The following is a 25,581-nucleotide window of genomic DNA, read 5'->3' as shown; positions in this document are numbered from 1 at the left end:
CACTCGGCATTTCGTTTCCGGAAAAAATAGCTTCTAGTCATTTGTCTTTTTGTTGGAGGTGCCACAAAACTAGCTTACTGAAAATCATAAGCAATTGATTGTTAAACAATTAACTAATCTTTAACACGTATTAAAAGGGCGTTAATAAGAGCCCTACTTCCCCATGTCTCACAAACGCATTCTATGCCGATTCGCCCGCTGGGTGGACCGCTACGATGGTCACGTCCTGACGTTTTACTACATCGTCTTTTTCGTCCTAATGGCGGCCGGTTTCGCCTTCTCGGTCGAGCCCATCACCGCCCTGCTCTGGAAGAGGCGGTAACGTATAATAATACCCGTAAGCCCCATGAGCAACGCTGTACCTTACCGGCAGATGGCCCAGAAAGCTATCCGCCGGGTGATCGAGAGTAACCCGGCATCCCGTCTATCTGAGCTGCGCCGGAAGATCCGAAGCGCCTACCCTTTTGGCTATCCAGACCGCCAGATTATGCAGGTCTGGAATGATGAGGTAGCCCGCCTGCTAGCCACCCGGAAACGGCCGAAAAGATGTTCGCAATAACCTAGTTTAATGATTGATTGTCAACGCATTAATTCGTAAATTGAATCATGGCAAAAGTAATTCAGCCTATTGAAAAAGTGCCTTTTGTTCGGCAGATCAATACCCACATCAATCCGGACGCTCCCATACCAAGCATCGAAGGAAAGCAGAAGTACCAGGTGTTCGGCGAGGGCATCCTACGGCCGGTGTGGATTTACTTCTTCCCGCACCAGTTTGCCGCCAAACAGAAGAAGTACAAAGAACGCGGTCAGTGGCTATTCGGGCCGTTGCCGACGGATGAATAAAAAAACAGCTACACGATTTATAGAAAATGCTATTTGCCAAGAGTGGGTAAAGATGATCCACTTTAAATATCCAAAACACGTCACCTACTGCGCTGCTAAGTTTGCCCGTACGGGCATGGGCCACCGGGAAATGCTCGAAGTGCTTGCCAAAGAGCCAATTATTGATGACGACTGCATTATTGAGTCTGTACCGGCAGGGCAACTACCCGACTTTGTGGAGGGTCCCGAAGACCGTGCATATTTAGCAGAGCTTTTGGAGTCTACCGGACTAGTCGGTGCCGGCCGGGTTTTTGAAAGTCCCATCGACGTGAACCCGTATGAGCACCTGGGTTTTGAAAGGGTAATGGCAACAGGGCCAAATCATTACGTTTACCGCCGGGAACGGGTGACGTATTGCTCACTGGGCTACACCTTCACCAGCTACGGGGTAAAGGTAAACGCACTGTTCATATCGTTTTTGATGAGTCTGGACACGGAATCTGATATTGACCTGATTTGGTTTGTCACTACAACTGACAAGGGCGTAAATCCGGCTTTTGATATTCTCTATGATGCCCGGTTTCAGGAGTACATTATCAAGATCGGCCGAGACTTTCAGGCTCGCTTTGTGGATCACAACGAGGATATACCGCCTGCGGAATCACTGCTGCTATCGGTTAAGCCGGAACCGGAGCCCGTTTACTCAACTGATCCGGTAGACGTGATTTACGGGGAGTACTTCGGCGACGTGCGACTCGATGCGGCCATGAGCCAGGGGCAAGACAAAGAGCAGTGGCGGATAGCAACCTACGCCGACGAGGTTGATATGGCATTCCGTCGGTGGCTGGTGAAGCCAAATTCCAACCTACGGAGAACTTACAAATTCGCCAGCTTATTGTTTAAACACGCCCAAGACAAAGCCCCGGAGTTACTTGGCGAGGTATACGGAGGTCTTCGTAAGCAACTCATTGACTGGGAGTTTTACGAGTTTATACCCCGCTTTGAGAAGGGGTGCGCCAAGATGAAGAAGCGGTACGGAGTTTAGAGAAGCTTTTTGTTACTCAGAGACCTGTTCCTCGCTCACAACAATATTTTTCCTCAGTAAATCAGCCATATTGTGCAAATTCAATGTAGGCAGAATGATTGGTTTGATGCCTGATTGTGCTGTCAATGTGCTTATGTAAGCCCTGATGTAGGGGTAGGCGATTGCTGGAGCGTTTTCAGTAAATACTGGATTGTTGGATATATCCTCTATATTCTCATAACTAAAAAACGAGAGTGCAACGACTTTTATGTTTGCGCTCTCGTTTTGGTCAATTGCTTCAAATTCTAATTGCAAGCGGAAACGATTCTGCCTGGTAAAAACTACACCAGATGGTTTGATAGCGAGTTCAAACTCGTACTCTGCCGCATTATTCAATACAAAGTGACTTTCCTTAATAAGAAAATCATTAAATTGAAAAGACGCTTTTATAACATTGCTCATGCTGCCATTGCATAATTGTATTTACCAGCGTCATAAGTACGTTCTGCCACAAAGGTAGCTTTGCTCAGAGAAAAAGACACATTGGTTGCAGCAGCGGAAAACGCAAAGCCCGCTACGAATTCATCAGCAGTTGGACCTTCACTTCCCTCGCTTCTAATTTCCTTCCACATAGCCTCAAGTTCGGCGTCTGACATACTGGAGAGGAAAGCTTCAAAACGTTCGATCATAACAGTTTTCATATATCTATTGAACGTATTTTTCGGGAAAAACAATCCGAAAAGTGTGCGAAAGTAGATTGTTTTTGTCAAGTAAACAAATTTGCACCCTTTGGTTAACAATCAACACTTCAGCTTTGTGTTTGTTATATTTTACAGTAACAACATCTTTTGGTTCATCAGCAGCACGGATACCGGAGTAGGCAAAATGGCCGCTTCTTACTAGAAATGCTAAAACCTCACGAGCAACGATAGGCCTGCCCGTAGGTGGCCTTTTCTTCAATAATTCTAATGCGGACTTGAAAGCTGCCTGATGATTTACGTTCCCCCACAAATCGAAAATTCTTTCATTGTATACAATCTGGGCTTGGCAAATGATGTATCCGTTTTTCGTATATACTTGTCCCCAGCTCTCTGCCCATTGAATATTGCTATCCCAAAAATAATATCCTGTGCCTAGCCAAGCGTCACTTCGGGAACAGATAAACGGACCGTTTTTCTCTACATCATCGGGATTGTCCCGATCTTCTAATGTCTGATAACACTCAAGAATCATGCCCTTTACTTTGGACTTCTAACATAGCCTAAAAATTTGTAAATCTATAATCCTTTATCTTTTACCAAAAGAAATTAGGAAAATACTCAGCTATTATCCTATCAAGCTCTTTAAATCAATTAATCTAATTTTAGAAATGATATTCTATTGATGCGAAAAGAAATCGCTCAATCCATCCATACAGCCAGGTTGTAGACTATATGTACATTCTAAACCTTCGTCCGTGAAGTATGTGTAAAGGCCAACGAACTTTGGTAGGCTAACCCAATCAGGAATTTCAATCTCTTCCTTCTCCTGAGATTTGGTCATGTAGGTAAACTTCCCTTCGATAACCCAAACGAGGGCGATTTTATGCCGTTCAGCATAGGTTAGTGCCCCTTTCTGAAAGCCAGAGGTTGAAAAGATCATTCCTTTATTCGCACCAATCGACTTGAGCCGACTGTTCAGGATTTCAACCTTTTCCCGTTTAACTTTTGACTTGTAAAGTTTGCATTCTACCAGAGTAATGAATTTGCTTCCGCCAAACGCTTCAAATTCTGCCCTTACATCAATTTGGTAGTCGCCATCATCAACGTCGCTTTGTACATTATGCTGGACGGTCAACTCGGGGAGCCCCTGGCCTGATTCTTTAAGATAATTACACACCAATTTCTCAAACTCCGTGGGGGTAATCGGAGTGACGTAGCCAGGTGGAAGATTACTCTCAATTCCTGGCATTGGTGAGAGGTGCGGTTGATATTGCAAAATACAATTAATATGATGTATTTTAATAACAAGGCGTAAGTGCCCTTGCCGAGAAGAAGATGCCCCCAGCAAAACGAGGACAGACTAAAAAAGCGAAACCTAACTGGTCAGCGATTTCAACAATCATAGCCGCAGTGGCGTTAGTTATCTCTGCATGGTTCTCTTACCGAACTCTTGACCTGATGGAGAGCCAGCGAAAGACAGGACTTCGGCCGGACTTGTTTGTTGCCCCCACAACGATAGGCTCTGTATGCATAATAAAAGACGAGGATAATTTGCCCGCTTTATTTGGATACAAGTGCTTTCTTAATTGTGATCTTGATGTTGGCATGCCGCCCATACTTCCTGAAAAGATTCCCACATATAAAGAATGTCATTTTCCGCTTGAGATTCAAAATAAGGCTATAGGAACAGCTAAGCAAATTAAAGTCTCATGGAATTACGATAAGCAATTAGCTCATAATCTTTTTACAGAAACGTTTAAAGACGTGAAAATTGATTACAAGCCAAAGCACTGGAAGGTCTCAGTCAATAATTCGAGGACAATATCTGGTACAGTCCAATCTGATGAGATTTTAGAATTCGGCTTTGTTGCTCCTAACGCAAGCATTTCTGTTGATCTACCATTTGATTATATTGAAACCTATTTTTCAATATTGATCGATAGTCAAGATAACGAAATAGACGCAAAGTTTCCTAACCTTACTCTTCAAATAGAATTTAAAGATATAGAAGGTGAATTATTCAAAAAGTCGTTTTCTGTAAAACCGGAATGGACAAAGTATGCACTTGGTTCCTTTCCTGGTATGCTCACTATACGGTTCGAATTTGTAGCCCGCGAAGTTGAAAATAGTACCCAACCATAAAAGCAAATAATTGGCATCAAAACGAGTCTTAGTAGAAGCCCCCGAGGGCGTTATTTTTGAAAATCACACTGAGTCGGTCCCTCGGCAGAAGCCTGGGCAGATCGGTTATAACATCCGAATCGAAGTCAGCAATAAGGCGCGTGCCCGCATTGAGGTAGTCAACAACGATGTGGTGCTGTGGTTAGACTATGGATCGGCGTTCCGGCGCAGACTTTCCGGCATCGGCATCTGGCTACCGCGCGAAAGTATAACCTACATGCAGAGCGACACCGAGGGCGTTATTCTGGTAGTTGACGGTAGCAACGAAACAGGAGCCGCATTTTGCCGTAAAGACTTCAAAAAGTACGTGATCAAAGAACAGCCTCCGCACTGGCTAAAAGGAATAAGTCCGAGCCGAATAAGTGCAGTAGCTCCCTATACCGTTTCCATTTGACGGACATCATGCAATAGTAGTTGCCGCAGCAGTAGAAATTTGTACATGCAAATTTTTGGGCATTACCGGCAATGTATTGCTACTTCTGACAAGTCCGGCGCTCGGTGTTTGGCATTTCCAACATATCCAGAACCAAAGTCAGATTTTATGACTTTGGTCTAATTGTTAAAATGAAACCGGATTTCTGTTAAAATATAGTCAATCAATAAACTGGTGTCTTATGCTTTCCCAGCTTGGAGAGTAAACTGTGTAAACGAGAAATTGGGATTTGTAGGCCCAATTTTTTACTTTTAATCAAACACAGTTTATGATATAGTGTCAGGTAAGGATATTAATAATGTAAATTATCTGACTTTAAAGAATTGCTTTGCATTTTGAAGGTGTTTATTACGTCTATTTCATTTTGAATTGATTTTGCACTATCAATTTGACTTTTCAAAATATATTGTTCTTCTTTTAATTCCGGCACACGACTTTTTCTAATAAAATCCACTTTCCTTATTTCTTTTTCTTCTATTAAAAAATTACATGAATATATTATTATAAATATTAGCCCTACAAAAATTTGCACTTTAATAATAATTGAATTTACATCAGAGGCCAAAAGGAAATCACCTATATACTTAAATAAAGAAAAATATTTATTTGATGTTTTGAATTCATCTAACCCCAATGGCTCAGGATTACCTGTATTCGAAGCTATTTTTTTTTTCATTAGACAGTTATCTTTTCTTCACCCTTATAGTTGTATCTTCCTTTTCCATAATTCTATTTAATAACATTTTTCCATCATAGGTTGTTTTTAGCACTTCGTGTTTTAAGTCAAGATTTTCATTTTTGATATCTTTGATTTCCTTTTCCAAGGTTTCTATTTTTGAAGTGGACTCTGTAAGCCTATTATAAGCAATACCGATTTGGAAAGATGTAACAATCAGGCCAACAACCACAATTAATATACTTCCAACATTTGCCATAGTCAACTTTACCACTGTCTTATCCGTTACTGGACTTGACGATGGCCTTCTTTTTGGTGGATCATTGAGTTTATCTTCGTCAAAATTTTTCATTTGAAATCTTTCGATATAGACTAAACAACGACATATTGCAGTGGGTAAAAAAATCCTTGTTAAATTATAGAAAAAGTTTCTTTTTCCCTAAATTTCGGGGATTATTCATCTATCTTTTTTTCGGATAGTTGAATTGGAGTAGGTAAGAAAAGTTCGCCGAGTGGATGCTCCGAATCATCAATACCCTATACCTGTTCAATTTTGACGTATCGAGCGATGATAGAAGGTGTCGCCCGCCCTTTACTAATCAACTCTGTGCTCGAAAGGTCAAATCTTCTCACCATCGTACGGCATCGATCCAGACCGCCCACCGATCAGCTCGTTGGTGCAGTTGCAGCAACAGCAGGTGAACACCTCCTCCCGGTTCTTTTCTAATCGTGCTCGGCAAATGGCTGAACAATTGTCGGCGGCCAGGTCGTTCGACATGAACCAAAGTTGGTATCTGTAGCCGTCCTGTACTCCAGTTTTTATTTAAATGATTTCTTCTTCATTCTCGATCATTACGTGTATACCGTCATCAAGAATGAATGCCCTTTCGATTAACCGGCCACGGTGATAAACTGTCCCACCGACCCCGAGCTCGTACGTGATCATTAATAAGTCATTCCGCCACTGTCCGCCCCACTCACGGAAAATTCTTCCGGTATGATTGGTCATGATTATTGTGTTTTGTTTCTGTATTTATCAATCACTTTTTTGCCAATTCAGCCCGTTTGTGCAGCCGCATCGCCTGGGTAGCCTGGAACTGCTTACCGGTTGAGGTCTTAAAGCCTGCTCCATTTAGCTCGGCCGCAATGGCCGCAAACGTTTTGCCCTGACTGCGGAGCATGGCAACCATGGCCGATGCCCGGCGGTTGTTTTCGTTGTCGGATGCGATTTCTTTTGCAAGCTGAGCGCCGATCAGTCCGGCGGCTGCCTTTTTCTCGTTGGGGCCTTTGATCCTCCACTCGCCAAACTTTAGCCGCTTCTGTTCGAGTGCCTGCTTGGTCCGTATGGCGATCAGTTCGCGCTCCCGGTCGGCGATAGCCATAAAAAGCGTCAAGGTGAATTTGTCCAGATTCGGAATGTCGCATGACTCCAGCCGCCCCTCCAGATCCCGGTAGATGGAAAGTGCTTGCTCGGTGTTCCGGCTCAGGCGATCAATCTTTGCCACTACCAATACAGCGTTCTCGGCTTTGCACTGTTTGAGTGCTTTTTGGAGTTCGGGCCGCTTGTGAATCGTCTTACCGCTTCTAATGTCGGTATACTCGGCAATAATATTGGCCTTGCTGTAGAAGTGATTCACATAAGACTGCTGTGCTTCCAAGCCGAGACCGGATTCGCCCTGTTTTTTAGTGCTGACTCGGAAGTAAACCACGTACTTTTTATCAATGGTGGGAGTAAGTGAACGCTTTGCCATGTTCAGGAATGATGAGGTTTGGGACACCTGAATATAGCAGAAACTTGTAGATATTACAAACCCATAACGACCGTTAAGGCATTGTAATAAGCATATACGGCAAACGTCCGTACAATTAACTACCTGATTTATACGTATATTAACCGGAAAATTCGCTATCTTTAGATGTAGGCCACATAACAATAAACACCATGAAAGACAGCCGTTTAGAGATCAAGATCAGCAGCAAACTGAAAGCCTCTTTTATAGCTCAGTGCGAGGAACGCGAAATCAGTGCATCGGACGCCATCCGCGATTTAATTGCAAAAAGTGTAAGAAATCACAAGAATGGAAGAGAGAAGGCAAGCGAATGATACGAACGACCGATTAACTCTTTTAAGGAGATTGTTAAATCACATGATAATTTTGGCGCTCATTTGTACCTTGAACTTATTATTACTTATTAATACATTAACTATCAATTAGTTAATATTGGTTTCAATTAGTTAAGGATAAATTGAAAGGCAGTGATAAGGCAGCAGCAAATCACTAACAAAATGCAGAAATTAGCCCCGAAAGGGGCTTTTTTCGTTTCAATGTAGTCGCTCCTAGTAATTACCTGGCTATTCGGGTTTCTGCCGGTTTTTGATTCCCGGTTTTGTAAGTAGGGAAGGAAATCGTCATCTTTATGGTCAAACGTTCCGGCCATGAAACCTGTTCATCTGCTGTTCCTCAACCTCTTAGTCTGGCAATGTAAGCCCGCCAGCCGCGGGCCCGATCCGGCCGCGATTCCAAAACAGCTGAAGCGGATCACCAGCGGTGGGATAACGATTGACTTTCAGTACGCTACGAATAAGCTGTCGGGCCTTACCATGACCAGCGGTGAGATTGTGGAGCAAATTGAATACACCCGCCACCAGGACGGTCAGGTCGCGACAATGGCCACCCGGCTCAATAACCGGGAAACGGGCACGTATCGTTTCGAAAGGGATGATAAAAACCGGGTGGTGAAAATATCAATCCCGCATCAAACCCTTTATGAATACCAGTATGACGCGCAGGGGAACCTCTCGACCGTTACCAATACAATCTACAAGGTAACGGAAGAGTTATCCTATTCCGGCAACAACCTGGTTGCTTTCGGTTATAAGCCCTCGCTTCAAATCCCGTATCCCATTCAATTCAAGGCTGTTAACTGGGATGAAAAACCCAATCCCCTGTATGAACTTAACCGGCAAGAGGGGTTCATCTTCCCAATGCTGATGGACATGAGCAATTCCGGTCTTCTGCACACCTACTCCCCCGTGCTTGACAAGAATAATGTGTTGGAAGAAGTTTACTACGACACCGGTAAAGTCTACATGAAATATGAATACGAATACCAGGATGGCTGGCCGGTCATCCGCAAAACCTTTCAGGCAGGCCCCGGCAACAACCTCATGGAGGTGAAATTCTTTCGCGTGACCTATGAATATTGACTGGTGCCCGGATTGGCCAATTCAACCGGTGATTGGGGCATCACCAGACCCGTACCCTACGTTCGGCGGGACGGCTTTGTGAGGTGTTTACATTTTCTTAACACAAAGATGTTGACGTATCGCCATTTTGATTAGTACTTTTCTTAAATTGAACGTATACTTATACAAACACTTCAAAGGGCGCCAACCCCTTCAGACCCACTAACATCAGCCGAGCCCGTAATCATGTCCAACCTGCCTGAAACCAACCGATCGAGAGATTCCCGGCTCTGGAACGATCTTGTGCTTGGTAATGAGCAGGCGTTGGGATCGCTCATGCGGCTTCACTACCGGTCTTTGCTGAATTACGGGCAGAAATTTATCCGGGATGAAGAATTTCTCAAGGACTGCATCCAGGAGCTGTTCATCGAAATCTGGAACCGGAAACTGACGCTGTCCAGCCCCGATAACGTCAAAGCGTATCTCTTTACGTCGCTCCGGCGCAAAGTGTACCGGGAGGTTCAGAAGCACCAGCTCTTTGTGCATCACGAAAGCGCGGACGCCGAAGACAGCGGGCTGCACGTTGAATTTTCCCCGGAATGGTGGCTCATTGAAGAAGAAAGCCTGGCCGAACGCACCCGAAAACTGGGTCATCTGCTCAACCTCCTGCCCAAGCGCCAGCGCGAGGTGATTTATCTAAAATACTATCAGGAACTCAGCCGGGAAGAAATCGCGCAGGTCATGACCATTTCGCCCCAAACCGTATCGAACCTGATTCACCTGGCTTTCACTAATCTGCGGGACCGGATCAAGACGGTTGCCATCAGTCTCTTCGCCCTGCTAGCCCTGCTAATAAGCTAGGAAGGCCACTTCTTTATAAAATTCAAAAAAATAATGCAAAAATCTGGTATGTGAGACGCATTCCCTGCATCTCATAGGAGAAGCGCATTGCTATGACCGATTATCACAAGTATACCGTCGAAGATTTTCTGACTGACACGCGGTTCCGGGCCTGGGTTCTGAACGGCGACGCCCAGGCGGAAGCGTTCTGGCAACACTGGCTGGCCGACCATCCCGACCGGTCGGAAATAGTCCAGGATGCCCGGGCGTTTTTGCTGGCTATGGCTGAAAAAAGCGAAATGCTATCCGACTTTGAACTCGACCGGATTGTGGAAAGCACACTGGACAAGCTCGGGAGTGAAACGGCCCGGCCGCTTGGCGGGCGGTTGTATCGGGTGCTGGCCCGAATGGCAGCCGTCGTACTGCTGGTAGCCGGGCTTGGCTGGCTGGTTTACCAGATTCCGGGGGATGTTTCTCCTCCTGCCATCTCCACAACGTCTCCGCCGTCAAAAATCCGGGTGGAACGGGCCAATAACACCAACCGACCGATGACGGTGCTGCTGGGCGACAAGAGTACCGTGCTCTTGCAGCCGGGCAGCCGGCTCTCGTTCAGTGCAACGTTGGAAAAAGAGACCAACCGGGTCGTTTATCTCGACGGCGAGGCCTTTTTTGATGTTGTGAAAGACCCGGCTCATCCTTTTTTCGTTTATTCAAATCACCTTATTACCAGGGTGTTAGGGACTTCCTTTCGGGTGGTGGCTTACGCGCGGGAAAGACAGGCGTCGGTCAGCGTGCTGACGGGCAAGGTGACGGTATTTACGAAAAAAGACCTGGAAAAAATAGATAAAATGGCGTCTGGGGAGCTGGTTCTGTCGCCCAACGAGCAGGCCACATTCAGCCAGAATAAGGTCCGGCTGACCAAATCCCGGATTCAGGGACTGGCGAACCTGTATCATCCGCCCCGGTTTTCGTTTGACGAAACTCCCGTTACCGAGGTTTTTAACGCCCTTGAAAAGGAATACGGAATCGACATTGACTACGAGCCTGAAAAGCTGGCCCCGTACCGGCTGACGGCAACGTTTTCGGAGATGAGCCTGCACGACGAGTTGCATCTCATCTGCCGCATCATCAAAGGGACCTATCATATTGAAGAAGGCAGGGTGATTATTGAAACCGAGCCGTAACCGCCTTCAGAAGATTCAAACCATTCACGAAAACCCACCTGAACCGTATGAATAGAACCTAATCTACCAAAAAAGAAGGATGGCGCAACCATCAGCAATTCCTAAACCCCATTAACATCTTCCGTTGACTAGCCTTGACCCGGGTAAACAAACCCTTCGTTTTCCCACGCATCAAGTGTTGCAAAAACATTCAGATATGAACCCAAACCAGCGTTTCAAAACTCTATGGCGCACTAGTATGAAACTATCGGTACTCCAGCTCTGTATCGCCCTTGTCTTTTCCAGCCTTTCTTTCGCCGGCGCGCGTGGTCAGGAAATTCTTGAGAGAAGAATCAGTCTTCAAATGGAGGGCATGACCTTGAAAAAAGTGCTTTCAGCGCTCGAAACCCGGTCGGATGCCCGTTTTATGTACAACCCCAGTGAAATTCAGTCGTCGCTGGTGGTCAATATCTCGGCCCGTCACGAGCGGCTGAGCGATGTCCTGACCAAACTTCTTGGGCCTTTGCACACCTCGTTTGAGGTAAGAGGGAAACAAATCCTGTTGTTCAAGAAGATCAGCTACTCACCCGAAGGAGCGGGGCCGGTAACCATCCCGGTAGCCGAAGCGCGCACCGCGCCGGCAAAAACCGTAACCGGCGTGGTGACGGGCAGCGGAGACAAATTGGGAATACCGGGCGTAAACGTCATCCTGAAAGGATCCCAATCCGGTACAACCACTGATGCGAACGGTCGGTTTTCCCTGGACGTAACCGGTGAGGCCGCCGTGCTGATCTTTTCCTACATCGGGTACCAGACCCAGGAGGTGACGGTCAATAACCGCAGCGTGCTTGACGTGGTAATGGTCGAAAGCGTGAACACGCTGCAGGAAGCGGTTGTGACGGCACTCGGTATCAAGCGCGACAAACGATCGCTCGGCTACTCGGTCGGCACAATTGAAGGCACGTCCGTTACCCAAACGCCCCAGAATAACGTGTTGAACGCCATGGCGGGCAAGGTGGCCGGGGTCCAGATCTCACAACTCGGCGGGGGCGTTGGGTCTTCGGTGAGCATGATCATCCGCGGTGCCAACTCCCTGAATGGCGACAACCAGCCGCTGTTCGTCATTGATGGGGTGCCGGTCGCCAACAAGCTCTCCAACGGTTTTGCCGGCGCCGATATGGGCAATCCCATTTCGGACATCAATCCGAATGATATTGCCAACGTATCCATCCTGAAAGGCCCCAGTGCCGCTGCACTCTATGGTTCACGGGCCGGTAACGGGGTCGTGCTGATCACGACAAAATCCGGCACGGGTGGTAAAAAAGGAATTGGAGTATCCCTGAACACCTCCGTGGTGGCTGATGTTCCGCTGGACTATGTGGCGGTTCAGAATAAATTCGGATCGGGCAAAACCGGGGCACACATCCTGGAGGAGCCGGAAAATGAAAGCTGGGGCGCGGCACTCGACAAAGGAGAGCAGTGGGTCTTGTGGAACAGCAATGGCCAGAAAGTACCGCTGGTTTCCTACCCCAATCGTTTCAAGGATTTTTTCCAGACCGGGATTACCAACACGAACAACATTTCGGTCAACGGGAACTACGAAAAAGGCAACTTCCGGCTGTCGCTCGGGAACATGAAAAATACCGGTATCATCCCGAACACCGATTTGTCCCGGCTGACACTCGCCCTGAACACCACCTACAACCTGACCGACAGGCTGCGGGCATCGGTGAACATGAACATCACCGAATCGGGTTCCAACAACCGGCCGATCATCGACCAGAGTCGCAATGACGTCGTCCGCAGCGTCTACGAAACCGGATCTCAGGTCAACATCAACGACCTGCGTGACTACTGGCTTCCCGGCCAGGAGGGCATCGCGCAACGGAAATACAAAGACAAGCAAAACAACCCTTTCTACCTGGCGTACGAGAATCCCACCGGTTTTAAGCGCGACCGCATCGTGAGCAAGATCCAGCTCGACTACGACATCACGAAGGATTTTTCGCTCACCGGCCGCTACTCGCGCGACTCGTACGAAGAGATTCTGGAAGCGAAAAAAGCGTACAACAACTTCGAGGCTGTGAATGGTGCTTATCAGGTATCCAATAACTACAACAAGGAAACAAACCTTGACCTGATCCTGAGCTACAAGAAAAACTTTGGCGATGCCTGGAGCCTGAACGCCCTGGCCGGGTTGAACCGGCTGGAGCAATACGGACGGAGCCTGGCGACGGCGGCAACCGCGCTGGTGGTGCCCGGTGTTTACAACATCTCCAATGGCGCTCCCGGAGCCGTGGCCTACAACAGTTTGCTGAACCGCAAGAAACTGTACGGGGTATACGCATCCGCTTCCGTTGGATTCAAGGACATGGTTTACCTCGATCTGACGGCGCGGAACGACTGGACCAGCACCCTGCCGAAAGGAAACAATTCGTATTTCTATCCGTCGGCTTCGCTCAGCGTTATCGCTTCGGAAATGTTTACCATGCCTCGTTGGGTCAGCTTTGCCAAAATCCGGGCGGGCTATGCGCAGGTGGGTAATGACGTAGCGCCTTACGCTTACAGCCGCATCTACCAGACCGCCCTCGACTGGGGTGCGGCCAAAAGCATGTACATGGGCGGAACGCTCACCAACCCGGACCTGAAGCCTGAGATTGCCACCTCGGGCGAGATCGGGGTAGACCTGAAGTTCCTCAACAACCGCCTGGGACTGGATGCGACTTTCTACCAGCGGGGGAACAAAAACCAGGTTTTGTCGATCGTAACGCCCATTGAATCCGGTGCGAACACCAAGCAGATCAACGCCGGACTCGTGGAAAGCAAAGGCTTCGAGCTGGCGCTGTACACGACGCCGGTCAAAACCGAGACCTTTACCTGGGACATGAACATCACCTTGACCCGGAACCGCACGTACATCACCCGCCTGGCGGACGGCATCAAGTATTTCTCGTTTACCTCCTACTCCGGGGCTGAAGTACGGACGTACGAAGGAGGTCAGGTGGGTGAAATCTATGCCGCGCCGATCCTGCGGGTGAAAGATACCAATTCGCCTTATTACGGCTATCCGATCGTGACCAATGGCGGCCTTTACCAGACCGACAACGATGTGAACAACCTGAAAAAGATCGGAAACTTTAATCACAAGTTCCTGATGGGCGTTCAGCCATCGATCACCTACAAAAACATCACCCTGTTCGCCAATGTCGACTGGCGTCTGGGCGGGTCGTTCTACTCCAATACGATGATGTTCCTGGGCAACAACGGGCAGCTGGAAGAAACCCTGACCGGTGAAAGCTACGATCCGAACCGGAGCCTGGCCGAGCAGATCAAGGAAAATCCGGACAAATACCTGGGTAGCTGGGTAGGCGGCCGCAATGCCGAATACCACGGTTTTGCCTGGCCGGAAGGCAGCGTGGAAGCGGGCCGGCGGGTGCAGGATGCCAGCCTTAACCCGGGCGTGCTGGCCACCAAAGATGCCAACGGCAACACGGTTTATACCGAAAACCTGGGCGGAGCCGGCAGCAAGTGGCTGGATCCGTTCAGTGCCTACCGCTACGCCAACCGTCCATTTGCCGAGAAGAACATGTACAGCGCCACGTACGTGAAAGTGCGGGAAATTTCGATTACCTACCGCCTGCCCAAAGGCTTTGTCAACCGGCTGCATTTGCAGAATGCATCGGTTGGGTTCGTGGCCAGCAACATTTTTATGTGGACGGCCGCGGGGATCAAGGGACTCGATCCCGAGCGGGCTTTCCGGCCCAACGGTGCGGGCTGGTCGCAGGGGGTGGAGTATTACAACGTACTGCCTTTCACGGGTTCGTTCGGGGCTAAATTGAATGTGGACTTTTAATTGGACGTACTAATGAAAACGATAAAAGCATTGCGAATTGCCTTGCTGGCGATGATGGTTCTGTGGCTATCCGCCTGTGAGGATCTTACGGAAGTTAACAAGAATCCCAACAGTCCCGAAAACGTGTCTTCCAACTACGTCCTCACCTATTCACTGGTCAACAGTGGAAAGCTGGTTTTCGGTCTGGGTAAGAACAGTTCCAAGATCGCGGCTGCCATGCAGTACATGCAGGCGGGAACGAACGAAGGGGCCGCCGAGACGAACCAGTATGCCTGGGGGCAGGAAAACTGGGGCGGTTATTACGATATCCTGCGAAACGTGCAGATCGTTTATGACAACGGCGTGCGGGATGACAACAAACTGTTCCAGGGAATCGGGCTCACCATGCGCTCCATGATCTTCGGCTTGCTGACCGACATTTACGGCGACATTCCGTACAGCGAAGCCCTGAAGGCCAGCACCGGAGCCTTTTTTCCAAAATACGATAGCCAGGCGGATGTTTATAAAGGCATTCTGACGGACCTGAAACAGGCGAACGCCCTGCTTCAGAACCTGACGGCCAAGGATGTGGTGAGCGCAACTTCCGATGTGATGTACAAGGGGGACGCTGCCAAATGGCGGAAGTTTGCCAATTCGTTGCGGCTGCGTTACGCCCTCCGGCTGGCGGATAAAAAGGCCGAAATGGCGGCATTGGGCATCAATCTTGAAACCGAGTTTAAAGAAGCGTCCGCCGGAGCATTTACCAGCAAGGCCGATGATGCCACCATTGCGTTCCTGGGGACCAACTCCGACAACGCCCAGCCCGGCGGTCCGCTGGCCTCGGCCACCTTCAACTGGCTGACCAAACCGGCAAAACCGCTCGTTGACAAGTTGCTCCAGCTGAAAGATCCGCGGTTGCAGCGCTGGGCCAATCCGGTGCGGAGAAAATGGGATGCCAACGTGACTGCGGTCACCACCAAGTCGGTCACGAATTTGTTCGGGGAAACGTATTCCGTCGTCTATGTGCCGAGCGTGGCCTCCAGTGCCGATACCAACCTGTATGTCGGTTTGCCGGTCGGCCTTCCCATCACGCAGGGCATCGTCTACAACAAGGGCAACGATGTGGCGGTTTATCCCAACGAGCAGAATCCCTACATTTCGTTTATTCATGACCGCTACCGGAAAAATACCGATCCCTACGTAGCGATGAATTTCATGAACTATCCGGAGGTTGAGTTTATCCTGGCGGAGGCTGCCCTGCTGGGCGGTTTTGGCGCCACCGACGCGGAAGATCACTACAAAAAAGCGGTTCAGGCGTCGATGGACAAAGAAGGGGCGTTGACGGCCACCGCGTTCAAATTTGATACGTATTACGCACAACCGGGGGTCAGCTACGCCAGCGCGGGGAACAAGCAGGAACGGATTTTAGAGCAAAAATGGATTTCGTCCTGGTTCAGCATCCAATCCTGGTTCGACTGGCGACGGACGGGCTTTCCCGCGCTCAAAACCGGCCCGGTGGCCCAGTTCGGTCCGGCCCTGCCAATCCGCTACATGTACCCGACTCCTAACCTGGATCCCAAGTACATTGCGAATTACAATGATGCCGTAAGCCGGTTGGGCACCACCAACTTCATCCCTGCCGGGCAAAGCAAGGATCACCACTACGCCAAAATGTGGCTTATCCAGGGTACGAATAAACCGTATTGAAAAAAGGCCCGGTCGCTTGCGACCGGGCCTTTTTTCTGTTCCCGGTTCCTGCGCATTCAGAAACCGGACCGGGTCGATTTCCCAAATCGACCAACAGCTTAGGCGATTACCGGCGGATTCTGCCAAGTGGTAAAACCGACCGCATCCAGCCGGTCCGCTTTGAGGCTGCAAAAAGTGGATGGCTCCCCGCACAGGCATCCTAAATCTCTTTCAGAAGGCAAATTTTACGGGCGAAACATTTTCAAAGGCTTTTGCAACATCCCCAAAAGCCGGTTTACTGGTCACTGCGTTGTTTTGTAGACAGGGAAAATCGGGCTAATCAGTCCGGCTCGAGGGTGAGGAGTTTACCCGCCTGAGCCATCCCCGTGTCCACTTCTAACCAGTAAGGCTATGCGGGCTCTTCTGCTTATCGCTCCAGTACTGACCCTGTTTCTGCTGAGTTGCGAACGGAATGAAAACTTCCCCGAACCCACTACGCCTTCGACGGGCGGAGGCCCCCGTACGCCAACATCCGGCAATACCATCCCGATCTCGGCGACCGACTGGCGGTTTTTTGTGGGGGATGTGGGAAACCGGAGTAATCCCAATAACTACCAGCAATCCGTTCGCACCAGCAGCGTCGGAACCACGTCACCCATCGGGGGCACGGGTCTGGCGGGCGTTCCGGCCAGGGCGGTTTCGTTTACGCTAGGGATGGGAACTTCCACGCTGGTCGATACCACCTCCTACTGCTACTGGACCTACCGCTTTACTCCGCCTGCGGCCCTGCGGGTGGGTCGCTCCCTGACACTGACTGCGAAGGTGCGGCTGGAACAGGTTCAGGGGCAGGGTGTATCGCTGGTGCTGCGGGGTGACCGCAACAGCCAACCCTCGGTGCTGTTTGCCACGACTGAAGGAAAAACCCCCGTGAAGGGCACCGCCGATTTTGCGGAGTACGCCGTCACGCTGCCGTATTCAGCGGGCGTCGATGAGCTGTTCATCTATTTGATCCTGCTGCCCCACACGACCGGCACGGCCACCTTTACGGATGTTTCCCTGGCGATTCACTGATTTCCGAATGGACGTGTAGCGGTTTTTTGAAATTGGCCAGATTGAACCGCTGAGCACGGCGGAAAGCACGCCATTTTTGCGAAGGCGGTTTTTTCGGTACACAAGTGCATGGCTTACGCAAAACGACTAAGGAATAAAAAACCGCAGCCTCCTGAATACGCAGCAATTTTGATAACTTTCTAACATGAGACGGATTAGCACAGTTCTGAGCAGCATTTCCCACCCGGGGAGCCGACTGCTTTTCTACATCCTGATCGGCTGGCTGAGTGGGTCCCAGAGCCGGGGACAGGTTCAGGTGCAGCCCCTGTCGTTGACGGTTGACAGTTTGCTAAAATACCCCTGTTGCGGCTATTCGCTACGGCGGGAGCAGGTTACGTGGTTATTTCACTCCGGCCATGATGCGCAGTGGGCCAAACCAACCTTTGATGACCGCACCTGGTTGCCCCACCGCAGTGCGTTTGATTTGCCGGATACACCGCCCGGCTGGACGGGCGTCGGCTGGTTTCGGCTCCACTTCCGGGTTGATTCGAACCTGGTGGGGCCAGAACTGGCTCTGCGCGTTGTCCAGCGAAGTGCATCGGAAATATACCTGGACGGAGAGAAAATTGGCAGTTACGGAAAAATCGGGAACACCCCCGCGACCAACACCGACGTTCAGGTTCAGTTTGAAATCCTGTCTTTCCGCCTGACCCGGCCCGGCGACCATGTGCTGGCCGTTCGACTCTCCGCCCGCCAGCCTTATAATTCCCGCACCATGTGGAATGAGCAGGGATTCCGAATGCAGATCGGCCTGCATGAAACCTTGTCTAAACTCGTTGTCAGCCTGGCCCGGGCTTATACGTTTCCCCTGGCGCTGGCGTTTGCCACCGGCTTATTTGCCCTCCTGCACCTGATTCTGTTTGTCAGCTATCCCCGCCAAAAATCAAATCTCTACTACAGCGGCTGGCTGATCCTGTCGACGATCGACTCCGTCTGCGCCTATCTGGACTATGTCCTCCGGGACCCCGCCTGGCAGAATGCCGTTGCCAAACTGGCATTTTTCACAAACTTTGCGCTGGCGGTCACCTCGGTGGCCTTTATCTATTCGGTCGTTTATAACCGGCAACCCCGACGAATCTGGGCATTTGCGGGGCTGGCCATGCTGGTCAACGCCTATCTGCTGCTGAATCCGCAGGTGCTGCCCTTCTATATTTTGTTTGGGTTCATGTTCGTCTGTACGCTGGAAGTGGCCCGGGTCGTTGGGCTGGCCATCCGGCGTCGGCAGCCCGGCGTGTGGTTGATTGGTGTCGGTATCCTGTTCGTTTCGATCGTATTTTTCGTCGGGACCGCCGATCTGTTTGACGTTTGGATAACGGCAAACCGGGTGAATGATCTTTATAATCAGACGCTGTTTACCACGTTTGGCTACCTGGTTTTACCCCTGTGCACTTCAATTTATCTGGCGCAGGACGTGGCCCGCACCAACCGGAACCTGTCCATGCAGCTCAATCAGGTCCGGGATCTGTCGGCCAAAACCCTGGCCCAGGAAGCCGAAAAACGGGCGCTGGTGGCCCACCAGAACGAGCAACTGGAACAGACGGTCCGGGAGCGTACCGACCAACTGCAGCAGCAAACCGATAAGTTGCGGGAGATGGACGGGGTCAAATCCCGGTTTTTCACCAACCTGACCCACGAATTTCGCACCCCTTTGACGCTGATGCTGGGACCCGCCGAACAGGTGCTGGCCCACACCCGGGAAGAACACACCAGGCAGCAGGTGGGTCTTTTGCAGCGCAACGCCCAGCGCCTGCTCCGGCTCATCAACCAACTTCTGGAACTGAGCAAGCTGGAAGCCGGTAAGGCCCGGCTCGCGCTGGCGCCCGACGATTGGGTGGGGCTAGTCCGGGGCACGCTGCACTCCTTCGAATCACTGGCCCGCCAAAACCGCATCAGCCTCCGGTTCACCTCGGATCGGGAGGAGTGGACTATGGCGATGGACCGCCCGAAGCTGGAAACGATTCTGTACAACCTGTTTTCCAATGCCCTCAAATTCACCCCCGCCGGAGGCACGGTATCGGTTGACCTAACCTGCCGGGATGAGGACGAACCTGCGTGGGTCGTGCTGCGGGTTACCGACACGGGCGTGGGAATCCGGGCGGAAAAGCTGCCCTACGTCTTTGACCGGTTTTATCAGGTCGATGCCTCGGACACCCGCGAGCAGGAAGGCACCGGCATTGGTTTAGCGCTGACCAGGGAATTAGTGGAATTGCAGGGCGGTTCCATTGCGATAGTCAGTCGGGAAGGGTTTGGGAGCACCGTCACGGTTCGGTTTCCGATTCGCCCGGAACCGTCGTTTGAGAAAACCGGCCCGGCCGCAGATCAGTCCATCACATTGCTGCCCGAAAGTACAGAGTCTGTCCCATCGGAGCGAACCGGCCTACTGCCGCACCACCCGGTGGACCCGGCAGCCACCCTTCCGCTGGTGCTCTTGATCGAGGATAACGAAGACGTGCGGGTTTTTATCCGCTCCTCGCTGGGCGGCAACCCGCTGGGCGGCAACCCGCTGGGCGGCAACCCGCTGGGCGGCACGTACCGCATTCTGGAAGCGAGCAACGGTGAAGAGGGTGTCCAGCTCGCGCAGGAACACGTCCCCGACCTGGTTATTACTGACCTGATGATGCCCCGCATGGACGGGTATCAGGTTTGTACGACACTCAAACAGGATGAGCGCACCAGCCACATTCCCGTCATCATGCTCACGGCCCGGGCCGATCTGGAGAGCAAGCTGGAGGGCCTCGAAACCGGGGCCGACAGTTACCTGGCCAAACCTTTCCATCAGCGGGAACTGCGGGCCCAGATCACCAACCTGCTGACGGTGCGGCAACAGTTGCGGGAACACTATAGCCGGGTTGTGCTGGGCCCGCCCCAGCCTGACCCCCAGAATTTTTGGAAACCGGAGGCCCGTTCGATGCCCTCGATGGAACAGGTCTTCCTCAGGCGGGTTGGGACGGCGCTGGACAGCCATCTGGATGATGAACACTACAATGTGGACCGGTTGTGTCAGGAAGTCGGCCTGAGCCGGACCCAGCTTCACCGCAAACTTAAAGCGCTGCTGAACCAGACGCCCGGCGACTTGCTGCGCGCCTTGCGACTCCAGCGGGCCCATGAGCTGTTGAGCGGGAACGTCGGGACGGTGGCCGAAGTGGCCTATCAGGTCGGTTTTGGCAATCCGGCCAATTTCTCAACGAGTTTTTCCCGTCAGTTCGGGTATCCCCCCAGTGAGGTGCGCAAAAAAGCAGGGGCCAAGCCATCGGTCAAAAGTGACCTGCGGGGTGATAAATAGAACGGCTGAACAACAATTCCTACCTACTGATTTATGAGACCTGCATGGGGTATTCGATGGACGGCGCTCGGAGGCATCCTGTTCTTTTTTCTACTTTCCTCACCGAAGGCATCTGCCCAGGATACAACCCGGCGATGGGTCTACCCCAACGTTTTGAAAACGAATGCCCTGGCACCCCTCTCGCTTTTCTATGAACGGGCGTTGACGCGCCGGTTTGTTTTCCGGACGAGCGCCCGGTGGTGGCCCCGCAGCCTTGTGTCGGGGGGTGGGCGGTTTTACAACGCTACCCTCGAAGGCAAAGTGTATACGGCCCGGCGATCCCGCCTGCTTACCAGGGCGCACCCGACCGGTTTTTTTATCAATCCGTACCTAAAAGCCCGCACCTTGCGGTACGTGAGTTCGATCAGTACGGGTGTAGGAAATGTGTCGGCGCGGGATGAAAAGGACGTCCGCTCGCTTGGGTTTGGGTTGGCGCTTGGATATCAGTGGCTGATCAGACGAAGGCTGGTAATTGAGTTTATCCACGGGCAGGGCGTGTTGCCACCTTCGCTCACCTCGTATCGCCATACATTGCGGTATAGCACCCTGACAACCGACACCAGCAATGATTACCTAACCTTTGACTTTCGAACGGGAATCGGTCTGGGCTATGCCTTTTAGTGATCAGACGATGGAAACCGGGCTGACGGCTGTGAAAGCGGTACGTGTAGTGTCTCCAACCTGAAGGAACGCTCCGGTTCAATTGAAACCGGGTGCTTTCAAAGCCTGAATGAATGGTAAAGTTACGGTGGTTTGATAAAGAAAGGCCCGGAAAGGTGGCCGGGGGCTTCTGCCCGCTAAGACTGTTCTGACAGAAAGACGGAAGCTAAACATAAAATGCCCAGCGTGGCGATTACGCCCAGAACGGCCCATTCTGCAAATTTATTACCGGTTAAGTAGTCTTTATTCATCGATTATCGTTTCATATTTGTGCAATAAAATTACTATTTATGTAAGTATAAATAACTAATTATTAAATAATTAACTAACGTTTAACGCGTATTAAAAGCGGATTAACGGCCTGATGGCTGCCACGACATTCCAGGGCATCTTTTGCCAATTCGCCCGCTGGATTGGAGCAAGATCAGGGTGGAAGTATAAAAACTACCGGGCTGCTTTTTCGGGTTTTTCCAGCATCTGGTTCACATTTGGGTATTTGACTACCGACAACGTAACCCGGCGGTTTTTTTGCCGGTTTACCGGATTATCAGTCCCATCAGGATTCTGATTCGGTACGAGCGGTTCCTGCTCACCCCGGCCAATCGACATGATCAGTCCTTTCGTTTTAACGTTCTTTTTTAGCCAGTTGGCAACCGTAATGGCCCGTCGCTGACTCAGCTTGAAGTTGTATTGATCGTTGCCTTTGGAATCCGTATGCCCCCAGACGTGGAGCTGATCAACACCGTGAGTAGCAAAGTGTTGCTTCACTTTTTCCAGGAGAGAAACCCCTTCGGACCGCAATGCGGACTGATCAAAATCAAACAGCACATCCGTCGGCAGCAGGATATCGTAATGTGTCGCAGTACCGTTGATCTGAAGGCCGTTGCCATCGGGAGCGGCCGTGTCATTTTGCATTTCAGGGCTGGTCCGGGTCGAATCGACGGGAGGAGCTGCGACCGTTTCACCGTCTGCTGCCCGTGTCTGAGGAGCCGACGGTGAAACGGTCGTATCGGTTGCTGACGGTGTTTTTGTTGCGGCCTGTTCGTCTTTCCTGCTGTTGCTGCAGGAGGAAAACAGCAGGCAAAGCAGCACGGGGAGCGCGCCGTTTTTTAACCAGAGATTCATAGCACGATAGATCAGTTAATGCATTAACGCGGTTGGCGTATTCTTTGTTGACAGATGGATTAAAACCGGCTTAGACCTGGCATTTTGCCGACTTTATTCATCCGCCGATCAACGTCAATAAACCGCAATTCGCTTGAGGATCAAAACAAGCGGGTTACATGGCAGGACAGAAACCGCAGCGATTTAAGCTGGGGACGTTAGTTATTTTTTTGAACTAGACCGGATAAGATTAGTTAATAGAAAATTAATCCCCGGCAGTTTTTGAAGTAACTTATTTTTAATCAGCTAATTAAATTGAAATTATGGAAGAGGATCTGTTGGAAATTCAGGGAGAACTGCTGGCGATCCGGGAAACACTGGATCATTGTGCTGAGCAGAAAGAGAGCATCGACGTCTACACCCTTGGTCAAATCAAAGTTCAATTGCTGGATCTGATCACGATTACCGAACTCTTGATTGTAACCAATCAGGCCGCGATTCCACCCCAGTCCTTGGACGGGCAATCGTCCGACCACCGCAGTAACTAGGCGGGCAGGGTTGGAGACGGGCCCTGCCGGAGGTTGGTGCGTTTGAGCACCGCTCGAAGGCCGGAGATTGCGTGGTAATCAGTGTGTTAGAATGGTCCTATTTCAGTTTAACCATAAATGGCGGGAAACATACCCAACCCAAGAAACGTTGAGCTAACGATTCTACTTATACGTTCCTGATCTTTTCTTTTACGAAGTCAGAATAACCGGGCAGCGATCGCGTTTTGCGCGTCAAGCCCACGCAGCCGGGATGGCACCAAATCCAGCAGGCATGATATACCCGGTTTTTGAAAGCGGGAAATTTTGTACGCCAAAGGCGCTTTCCGGAGTGCAAGTGGCCCATCTATTGCCAGTAGACTTTCTGAACCGGGTAGCTGGCTAGAACGGTCCATCAACCCGGTTTTAACAATTGGCGGTTTCGGATGAATACATGACGCCATAAGTCCGATAAACCGGACCTCCATCTCGCTATCCGGCAACGTCGGAACCATTGAAAAGATAAATTCGGCGTGGAGGAATGCTTTTTAACCTCAAGGAGCATTATGTTGATTGCTTACGAGGAAAGAAAACCTAGCACCAGAGGAGCGACCTTTCAAGTACAGGTCGCTCCTCTGGTGCTGACAAGGGGCTTGACTGCTACTTTCAGTGACAGACGAGCGCCACAGGAGCCTGATTCGCCGGGGAGGGAAACTAAAACCGCGGCTTCTCTTAACGGTCCGCCGGGACTTCTTTTAAGTCACTCAGGGCGGGGCCATTGATCACCGCCCCTTTGCCCGTAAAACGCGACCCGTGGCAGGGGCAGTCGAACGATTTTTCGTCTGCGTTCCACTGCACCACGCAGCCCAGATGCGGGCAAATGGCCGAATGCGCGTGTAAGGTGCCTTCTTCATCCCGGTAAGCCGCTATTTTCCCGATCCCCAATCCCAGAATGGCGCCTTCGCCCCGGGGCAGATCGTTGGCGTCGGGTAACTCGCTTTTGGAAAAATAATCGCTTAGCTGCTTGGCAAAATTTCCGGCTTCTTTCAGGTAATCCCCCGTCGTTTTCAAACTGATGCGGGCCGGATCATACAGACGTGCCCACAGGTTTTCCCGGCCGTTAATCAGGTCCGTAATCAGCAAACCGGCGATGGTGCCGTGGGTGAGGCCGTTGCCCGAATCGCCGGTGACGATGTACGTATGCGTATCGCCCGGATTTCGGCCAATGTAGGCCATCGCATCCAGGGGTTCCAGCACCTGCCCGGACCAGCGATACGCCACCTCGCCCGCCAGCGGAAAATGCTGGCGTACCCAGTCGATCAGTTGCTGATAGCGGTCTTCTTCCAGAATGCCTTCTTCATCCGCCTGACCGGTTTTGTGATCGTGCCCACCGCAAATCACCAGATCAAACTGCTCATCCACCGGCTGCAACCGGACATACGTATACGGCTCGCTGATCCATTTGGATTCCAGATCGCCCGTGTCCCACCACAACGCGGGCTGAACCGCCCCTTTCGGTATTTTCACGCCCACTACATAACTCCGATACGGCCATTGTTTGGTGTGCATGGTCACCCGGTCGTTGATGGGCGAATTGGTCGCCACCACCAGATCCGTAGCCGTCACCGTCTGCGCATTGGCCTGAACCGTGTTCCCGCTGATATTCGTCACCCGCGTTTCGGTGTAAATCTCCCCGCCTAGCCGGACGAACGCTTCGGCCAGCCCCTTCAGGTATTTCAGGGGGTGAAACTGCGCCTGTTCGGGAAAACGGACACAAGCCCCTTCGTCTTTTGCCAAACCGGGTACCCCCGCCAGCAGTTCCGTTTTCAAGCCGGCTTTTTGCGACGCTTCCAGCTCCTGGGTCAGGGTTTCGGGGGTGTCGGTCGGGTGCAGAAACAGGTAGCCGTCCAGCCGTTGAAAATCACAGTCGATCTGCTCCCGTTGCGCCGTCTGCTCAATAAACCGGATCGCTTCCGTATGACTTTCGGCCGCCATCCGGGCACCCTCGGCGCCGTGGTAGCGTTCGATTTCGGTATAACGGTCGTCGAGCGCGTTGGAAAGATGCGCCGTCGTGCGCCCGGTTTCGCCACTGCCCACGTTGCCATCTTCCAGCACGACCACTTTTTTGCCGGAACGGATCAGATTATAAGCCACCGACAAACCGGAAATACCGGCTCCGATCACCACCACATCGGTTTTTAAGGCCTGCTGCAAAGGTTGATAACGGATCGGCGCAACCGAATCGACCCAAAAGCTTACATGGTTGCCGGAAGTAAAAGCACCGTCCTGGGATTGCGTATTCTGAGCGGTTTCCAT

Annotated in this window: 25 protein-coding genes; 16 read left to right on the top strand and 9 right to left on the bottom strand. The window is 50.9% G+C overall.

What is annotated here, in order from left to right:
- Positions 1–163 precede the first annotated feature (163 nt).
- Genes ACYVHX_RS14610 through ACYVHX_RS14595 form a run of 4 tightly spaced genes read left to right on the top strand, consistent with a single transcriptional unit; the run spans position 164 to position 1,867 of the window.
- Positions 164–322: a hypothetical protein gene (locus ACYVHX_RS14610; RefSeq protein ID WP_460672392.1), complete on the top strand. Its 159-nt coding sequence runs from the start codon at positions 164–166 to the stop codon at positions 320–322.
- A gap of 24 nt (positions 323–346) precedes the next feature.
- Positions 347–559 (top strand): hypothetical protein, encoded by a 213-nt coding sequence (locus ACYVHX_RS14605; protein WP_460672391.1) that lies wholly within the window; start codon positions 347–349, stop codon positions 557–559.
- Between the two features lie 47 nt (positions 560–606).
- Positions 607–843, top strand: a complete 237-nt coding sequence (locus ACYVHX_RS14600) for a hypothetical protein (RefSeq protein WP_460672390.1) — start codon at positions 607–609, stop codon at positions 841–843.
- The gene (locus ACYVHX_RS14595; protein ID WP_460672389.1) at positions 836–1,867 is read left to right on the top strand and encodes a hypothetical protein; all 1,032 of its coding nucleotides are present in this window, start codon (positions 836–838) and stop codon (positions 1,865–1,867) included. Before ACYVHX_RS14600 ends, ACYVHX_RS14595 begins: the two co-directional genes overlap by 8 nt.
- A gap of 12 nt (positions 1,868–1,879) precedes the next feature.
- On the opposite strand, the gene ACYVHX_RS14590 is transcribed toward ACYVHX_RS14595, so the two are convergent.
- The 4 genes from ACYVHX_RS14590 to ACYVHX_RS14575 form a co-directional block, all read right to left on the bottom strand.
- Positions 1,880–2,308 carry a protein-export chaperone SecB gene (locus tag ACYVHX_RS14590; protein ID WP_460672388.1) on the bottom strand — a complete coding sequence of 143 codons (429 nt, stop codon included), beginning with the start codon at positions 2,306–2,308 and terminating at the stop codon, positions 1,880–1,882.
- Positions 2,305–2,547, bottom strand: coding sequence for a hypothetical protein (locus tag ACYVHX_RS14585; RefSeq protein ID WP_460672387.1), 243 nt, complete (start codon positions 2,545–2,547; stop codon positions 2,305–2,307). The genes ACYVHX_RS14590 and ACYVHX_RS14585 overlap by 4 nt, the downstream gene beginning before the upstream one ends.
- Positions 2,548–2,551: 4 nt before the next feature.
- On the bottom strand, positions 2,552–3,079 hold the full coding sequence (locus tag ACYVHX_RS14580) for a hypothetical protein (protein ID WP_460672386.1): 528 nt from the start codon (positions 3,077–3,079) through the stop codon (positions 2,552–2,554).
- Positions 3,080–3,223: 144 nt separating this feature from the next.
- Complete coding sequence (locus ACYVHX_RS14575; RefSeq protein ID WP_460672385.1) at positions 3,224–3,796, bottom strand: restriction endonuclease; 573 nt, start codon at positions 3,794–3,796, stop codon at positions 3,224–3,226.
- Between the two features lie 86 nt (positions 3,797–3,882).
- Here ACYVHX_RS14575 and ACYVHX_RS14570 point away from each other — a divergent pair, with 86 nt between their 5' ends.
- Both ACYVHX_RS14570 and ACYVHX_RS14565 read left to right on the top strand, forming a co-directional pair.
- Positions 3,883–4,689 carry a hypothetical protein gene (locus ACYVHX_RS14570; RefSeq protein ID WP_460672384.1) on the top strand — a complete coding sequence of 269 codons (807 nt, stop codon included), beginning with the start codon at positions 3,883–3,885 and terminating at the stop codon, positions 4,687–4,689.
- 10 nt (positions 4,690–4,699) lie between these two features.
- Positions 4,700–5,122 (top strand): hypothetical protein, encoded by a 423-nt coding sequence (locus tag ACYVHX_RS14565; protein WP_460672383.1) that lies wholly within the window; start codon positions 4,700–4,702, stop codon positions 5,120–5,122.
- A 331-nt stretch (positions 5,123–5,453) separates the two neighbouring features.
- Here the strand turns inward: ACYVHX_RS14565 and ACYVHX_RS14560 are convergent, their stop codons facing one another.
- The 3 genes from ACYVHX_RS14560 to ACYVHX_RS14550 form a co-directional block, all read right to left on the bottom strand.
- Positions 5,454–5,837 carry a hypothetical protein gene (locus ACYVHX_RS14560; protein WP_460672382.1) on the bottom strand — a complete coding sequence of 128 codons (384 nt, stop codon included), beginning with the start codon at positions 5,835–5,837 and terminating at the stop codon, positions 5,454–5,456.
- A 7-nt stretch (positions 5,838–5,844) separates the two neighbouring features.
- Positions 5,845–6,189, bottom strand: coding sequence for a hypothetical protein (locus tag ACYVHX_RS14555; protein ID WP_460672381.1), 345 nt, complete (start codon positions 6,187–6,189; stop codon positions 5,845–5,847).
- A 688-nt stretch (positions 6,190–6,877) separates the two neighbouring features.
- Positions 6,878–7,588 (bottom strand): recombinase family protein, encoded by a 711-nt coding sequence (locus ACYVHX_RS14550; protein WP_460672380.1) that lies wholly within the window; start codon positions 7,586–7,588, stop codon positions 6,878–6,880.
- Between the two features lie 191 nt (positions 7,589–7,779).
- Between ACYVHX_RS14550 and ACYVHX_RS14545 the strand changes: the two genes are divergently transcribed.
- From ACYVHX_RS14545 to ACYVHX_RS14505, 9 genes are all read left to right on the top strand, one after another.
- Positions 7,780–7,941, top strand: coding sequence for a hypothetical protein (locus ACYVHX_RS14545; RefSeq protein ID WP_460672379.1), 162 nt, complete (start codon positions 7,780–7,782; stop codon positions 7,939–7,941).
- A 333-nt stretch (positions 7,942–8,274) separates the two neighbouring features.
- Positions 8,275–9,045, top strand: a complete 771-nt coding sequence (locus ACYVHX_RS14540; RefSeq protein ID WP_460672378.1) for a hypothetical protein — start codon at positions 8,275–8,277, stop codon at positions 9,043–9,045.
- 225 nt (positions 9,046–9,270) lie between these two features.
- A complete protein-coding gene (locus ACYVHX_RS14535) occupies positions 9,271–9,885 on the top strand; it encodes an RNA polymerase sigma factor (RefSeq protein ID WP_460672377.1) in 615 nt (204 codons plus the stop codon).
- 92 nt (positions 9,886–9,977) lie between these two features.
- Positions 9,978–11,048 carry a FecR family protein gene (locus ACYVHX_RS14530; RefSeq protein ID WP_460672376.1) on the top strand — a complete coding sequence of 357 codons (1,071 nt, stop codon included), beginning with the start codon at positions 9,978–9,980 and terminating at the stop codon, positions 11,046–11,048.
- A 352-nt stretch (positions 11,049–11,400) separates the two neighbouring features.
- Positions 11,401–14,880, top strand: coding sequence for a SusC/RagA family TonB-linked outer membrane protein (locus ACYVHX_RS14525; protein WP_460672375.1), 3,480 nt, complete (start codon positions 11,401–11,403; stop codon positions 14,878–14,880).
- Positions 14,881–14,892: 12 nt separating this feature from the next.
- Positions 14,893–16,566 carry a SusD/RagB family nutrient-binding outer membrane lipoprotein gene (locus ACYVHX_RS14520; protein ID WP_460672374.1) on the top strand — a complete coding sequence of 558 codons (1,674 nt, stop codon included), beginning with the start codon at positions 14,893–14,895 and terminating at the stop codon, positions 16,564–16,566.
- Between the two features lie 390 nt (positions 16,567–16,956).
- On the top strand, positions 16,957–17,616 hold the full coding sequence (locus ACYVHX_RS14515; RefSeq protein WP_460672373.1) for a hypothetical protein: 660 nt from the start codon (positions 16,957–16,959) through the stop codon (positions 17,614–17,616).
- Between the two features lie 184 nt (positions 17,617–17,800).
- Positions 17,801–20,938: an ATP-binding protein gene (locus ACYVHX_RS14510; protein WP_460672372.1), complete on the top strand. Its 3,138-nt coding sequence runs from the start codon at positions 17,801–17,803 to the stop codon at positions 20,936–20,938.
- A 33-nt stretch (positions 20,939–20,971) separates the two neighbouring features.
- Positions 20,972–21,598 (top strand): DUF3575 domain-containing protein, encoded by a 627-nt coding sequence (locus ACYVHX_RS14505; RefSeq protein ID WP_460672371.1) that lies wholly within the window; start codon positions 20,972–20,974, stop codon positions 21,596–21,598.
- A gap of 483 nt (positions 21,599–22,081) precedes the next feature.
- Here ACYVHX_RS14505 and ACYVHX_RS14500 read toward each other — a convergent pair whose 3' ends face one another.
- On the bottom strand, positions 22,082–22,762 hold the full coding sequence (locus ACYVHX_RS14500; protein WP_460672370.1) for an OmpA family protein: 681 nt from the start codon (positions 22,760–22,762) through the stop codon (positions 22,082–22,084).
- Positions 22,763–23,064: 302 nt separating this feature from the next.
- On the opposite strand from ACYVHX_RS14500, the gene ACYVHX_RS14495 reads away from it, so the two are divergent.
- Positions 23,065–23,289 carry a hypothetical protein gene (locus ACYVHX_RS14495; RefSeq protein WP_460672369.1) on the top strand — a complete coding sequence of 75 codons (225 nt, stop codon included), beginning with the start codon at positions 23,065–23,067 and terminating at the stop codon, positions 23,287–23,289.
- Positions 23,290–23,997: 708 nt separating this feature from the next.
- Here the strand turns inward: ACYVHX_RS14495 and ACYVHX_RS14490 are convergent.
- Positions 23,998–25,581, bottom strand: coding sequence for an FAD-dependent oxidoreductase (locus tag ACYVHX_RS14490; protein ID WP_460672368.1), 1,584 nt, complete (start codon positions 25,579–25,581; stop codon positions 23,998–24,000).

This window comes from Larkinella ripae (assembly GCF_054780775.1).
This window is presented reverse-complemented; position numbering and strand designations above follow the sequence as displayed.

Coding starts and splice junctions, on each gene's coding strand:
- ACYVHX_RS14555 (WP_460672381.1), bottom strand. CDS start 6,189: ATGAAAAATTTTGACGAAGATAAACTCAATGATCCACCAAAAAGAAGG.
- ACYVHX_RS14595 (WP_460672389.1), top strand. CDS start 836: ATGAATAAAAAAACAGCTACACGATTTATAGAAAATGCTATTTGCCAA.
- ACYVHX_RS14600 (WP_460672390.1), top strand. CDS start 607: ATGGCAAAAGTAATTCAGCCTATTGAAAAAGTGCCTTTTGTTCGGCAG.
- ACYVHX_RS14570 (WP_460672384.1), top strand. CDS start 3,883: ATGCCCCCAGCAAAACGAGGACAGACTAAAAAAGCGAAACCTAACTGG.
- ACYVHX_RS14590 (WP_460672388.1), bottom strand. CDS start 2,308: ATGAGCAATGTTATAAAAGCGTCTTTTCAATTTAATGATTTTCTTATT.
- ACYVHX_RS14575 (WP_460672385.1), bottom strand. CDS start 3,796: ATGCCAGGAATTGAGAGTAATCTTCCACCTGGCTACGTCACTCCGATT.
- ACYVHX_RS14550 (WP_460672380.1), bottom strand. CDS start 7,588: ATGGCAAAGCGTTCACTTACTCCCACCATTGATAAAAAGTACGTGGTT.
- ACYVHX_RS14545 (WP_460672379.1), top strand. CDS start 7,780: ATGAAAGACAGCCGTTTAGAGATCAAGATCAGCAGCAAACTGAAAGCC.
- ACYVHX_RS14605 (WP_460672391.1), top strand. CDS start 347: ATGAGCAACGCTGTACCTTACCGGCAGATGGCCCAGAAAGCTATCCGC.
- ACYVHX_RS14610 (WP_460672392.1), top strand. CDS start 164: ATGTCTCACAAACGCATTCTATGCCGATTCGCCCGCTGGGTGGACCGC.
- ACYVHX_RS14535 (WP_460672377.1), top strand. CDS start 9,271: ATGTCCAACCTGCCTGAAACCAACCGATCGAGAGATTCCCGGCTCTGG.
- ACYVHX_RS14510 (WP_460672372.1), top strand. CDS start 17,801: ATGAGACGGATTAGCACAGTTCTGAGCAGCATTTCCCACCCGGGGAGC.
- ACYVHX_RS14525 (WP_460672375.1), top strand. CDS start 11,401: ATGACCTTGAAAAAAGTGCTTTCAGCGCTCGAAACCCGGTCGGATGCC.
- ACYVHX_RS14585 (WP_460672387.1), bottom strand. CDS start 2,547: ATGAAAACTGTTATGATCGAACGTTTTGAAGCTTTCCTCTCCAGTATG.
- ACYVHX_RS14530 (WP_460672376.1), top strand. CDS start 9,978: ATGACCGATTATCACAAGTATACCGTCGAAGATTTTCTGACTGACACG.
- ACYVHX_RS14540 (WP_460672378.1), top strand. CDS start 8,275: ATGAAACCTGTTCATCTGCTGTTCCTCAACCTCTTAGTCTGGCAATGT.
- ACYVHX_RS14580 (WP_460672386.1), bottom strand. CDS start 3,079: ATGATTCTTGAGTGTTATCAGACATTAGAAGATCGGGACAATCCCGAT.
- ACYVHX_RS14490 (WP_460672368.1), bottom strand. CDS start 25,581: ATGGAAACCGCTCAGAATACGCAATCCCAGGACGGTGCTTTTACTTCC.
- ACYVHX_RS14560 (WP_460672382.1), bottom strand. CDS start 5,837: ATGAAAAAAAAAATAGCTTCGAATACAGGTAATCCTGAGCCATTGGGG.
- ACYVHX_RS14505 (WP_460672371.1), top strand. CDS start 20,972: ATGAGACCTGCATGGGGTATTCGATGGACGGCGCTCGGAGGCATCCTG.
- ACYVHX_RS14515 (WP_460672373.1), top strand. CDS start 16,957: ATGCGGGCTCTTCTGCTTATCGCTCCAGTACTGACCCTGTTTCTGCTG.
- ACYVHX_RS14500 (WP_460672370.1), bottom strand. CDS start 22,762: ATGAATCTCTGGTTAAAAAACGGCGCGCTCCCCGTGCTGCTTTGCCTG.
- ACYVHX_RS14495 (WP_460672369.1), top strand. CDS start 23,065: ATGGAAGAGGATCTGTTGGAAATTCAGGGAGAACTGCTGGCGATCCGG.
- ACYVHX_RS14520 (WP_460672374.1), top strand. CDS start 14,893: ATGAAAACGATAAAAGCATTGCGAATTGCCTTGCTGGCGATGATGGTT.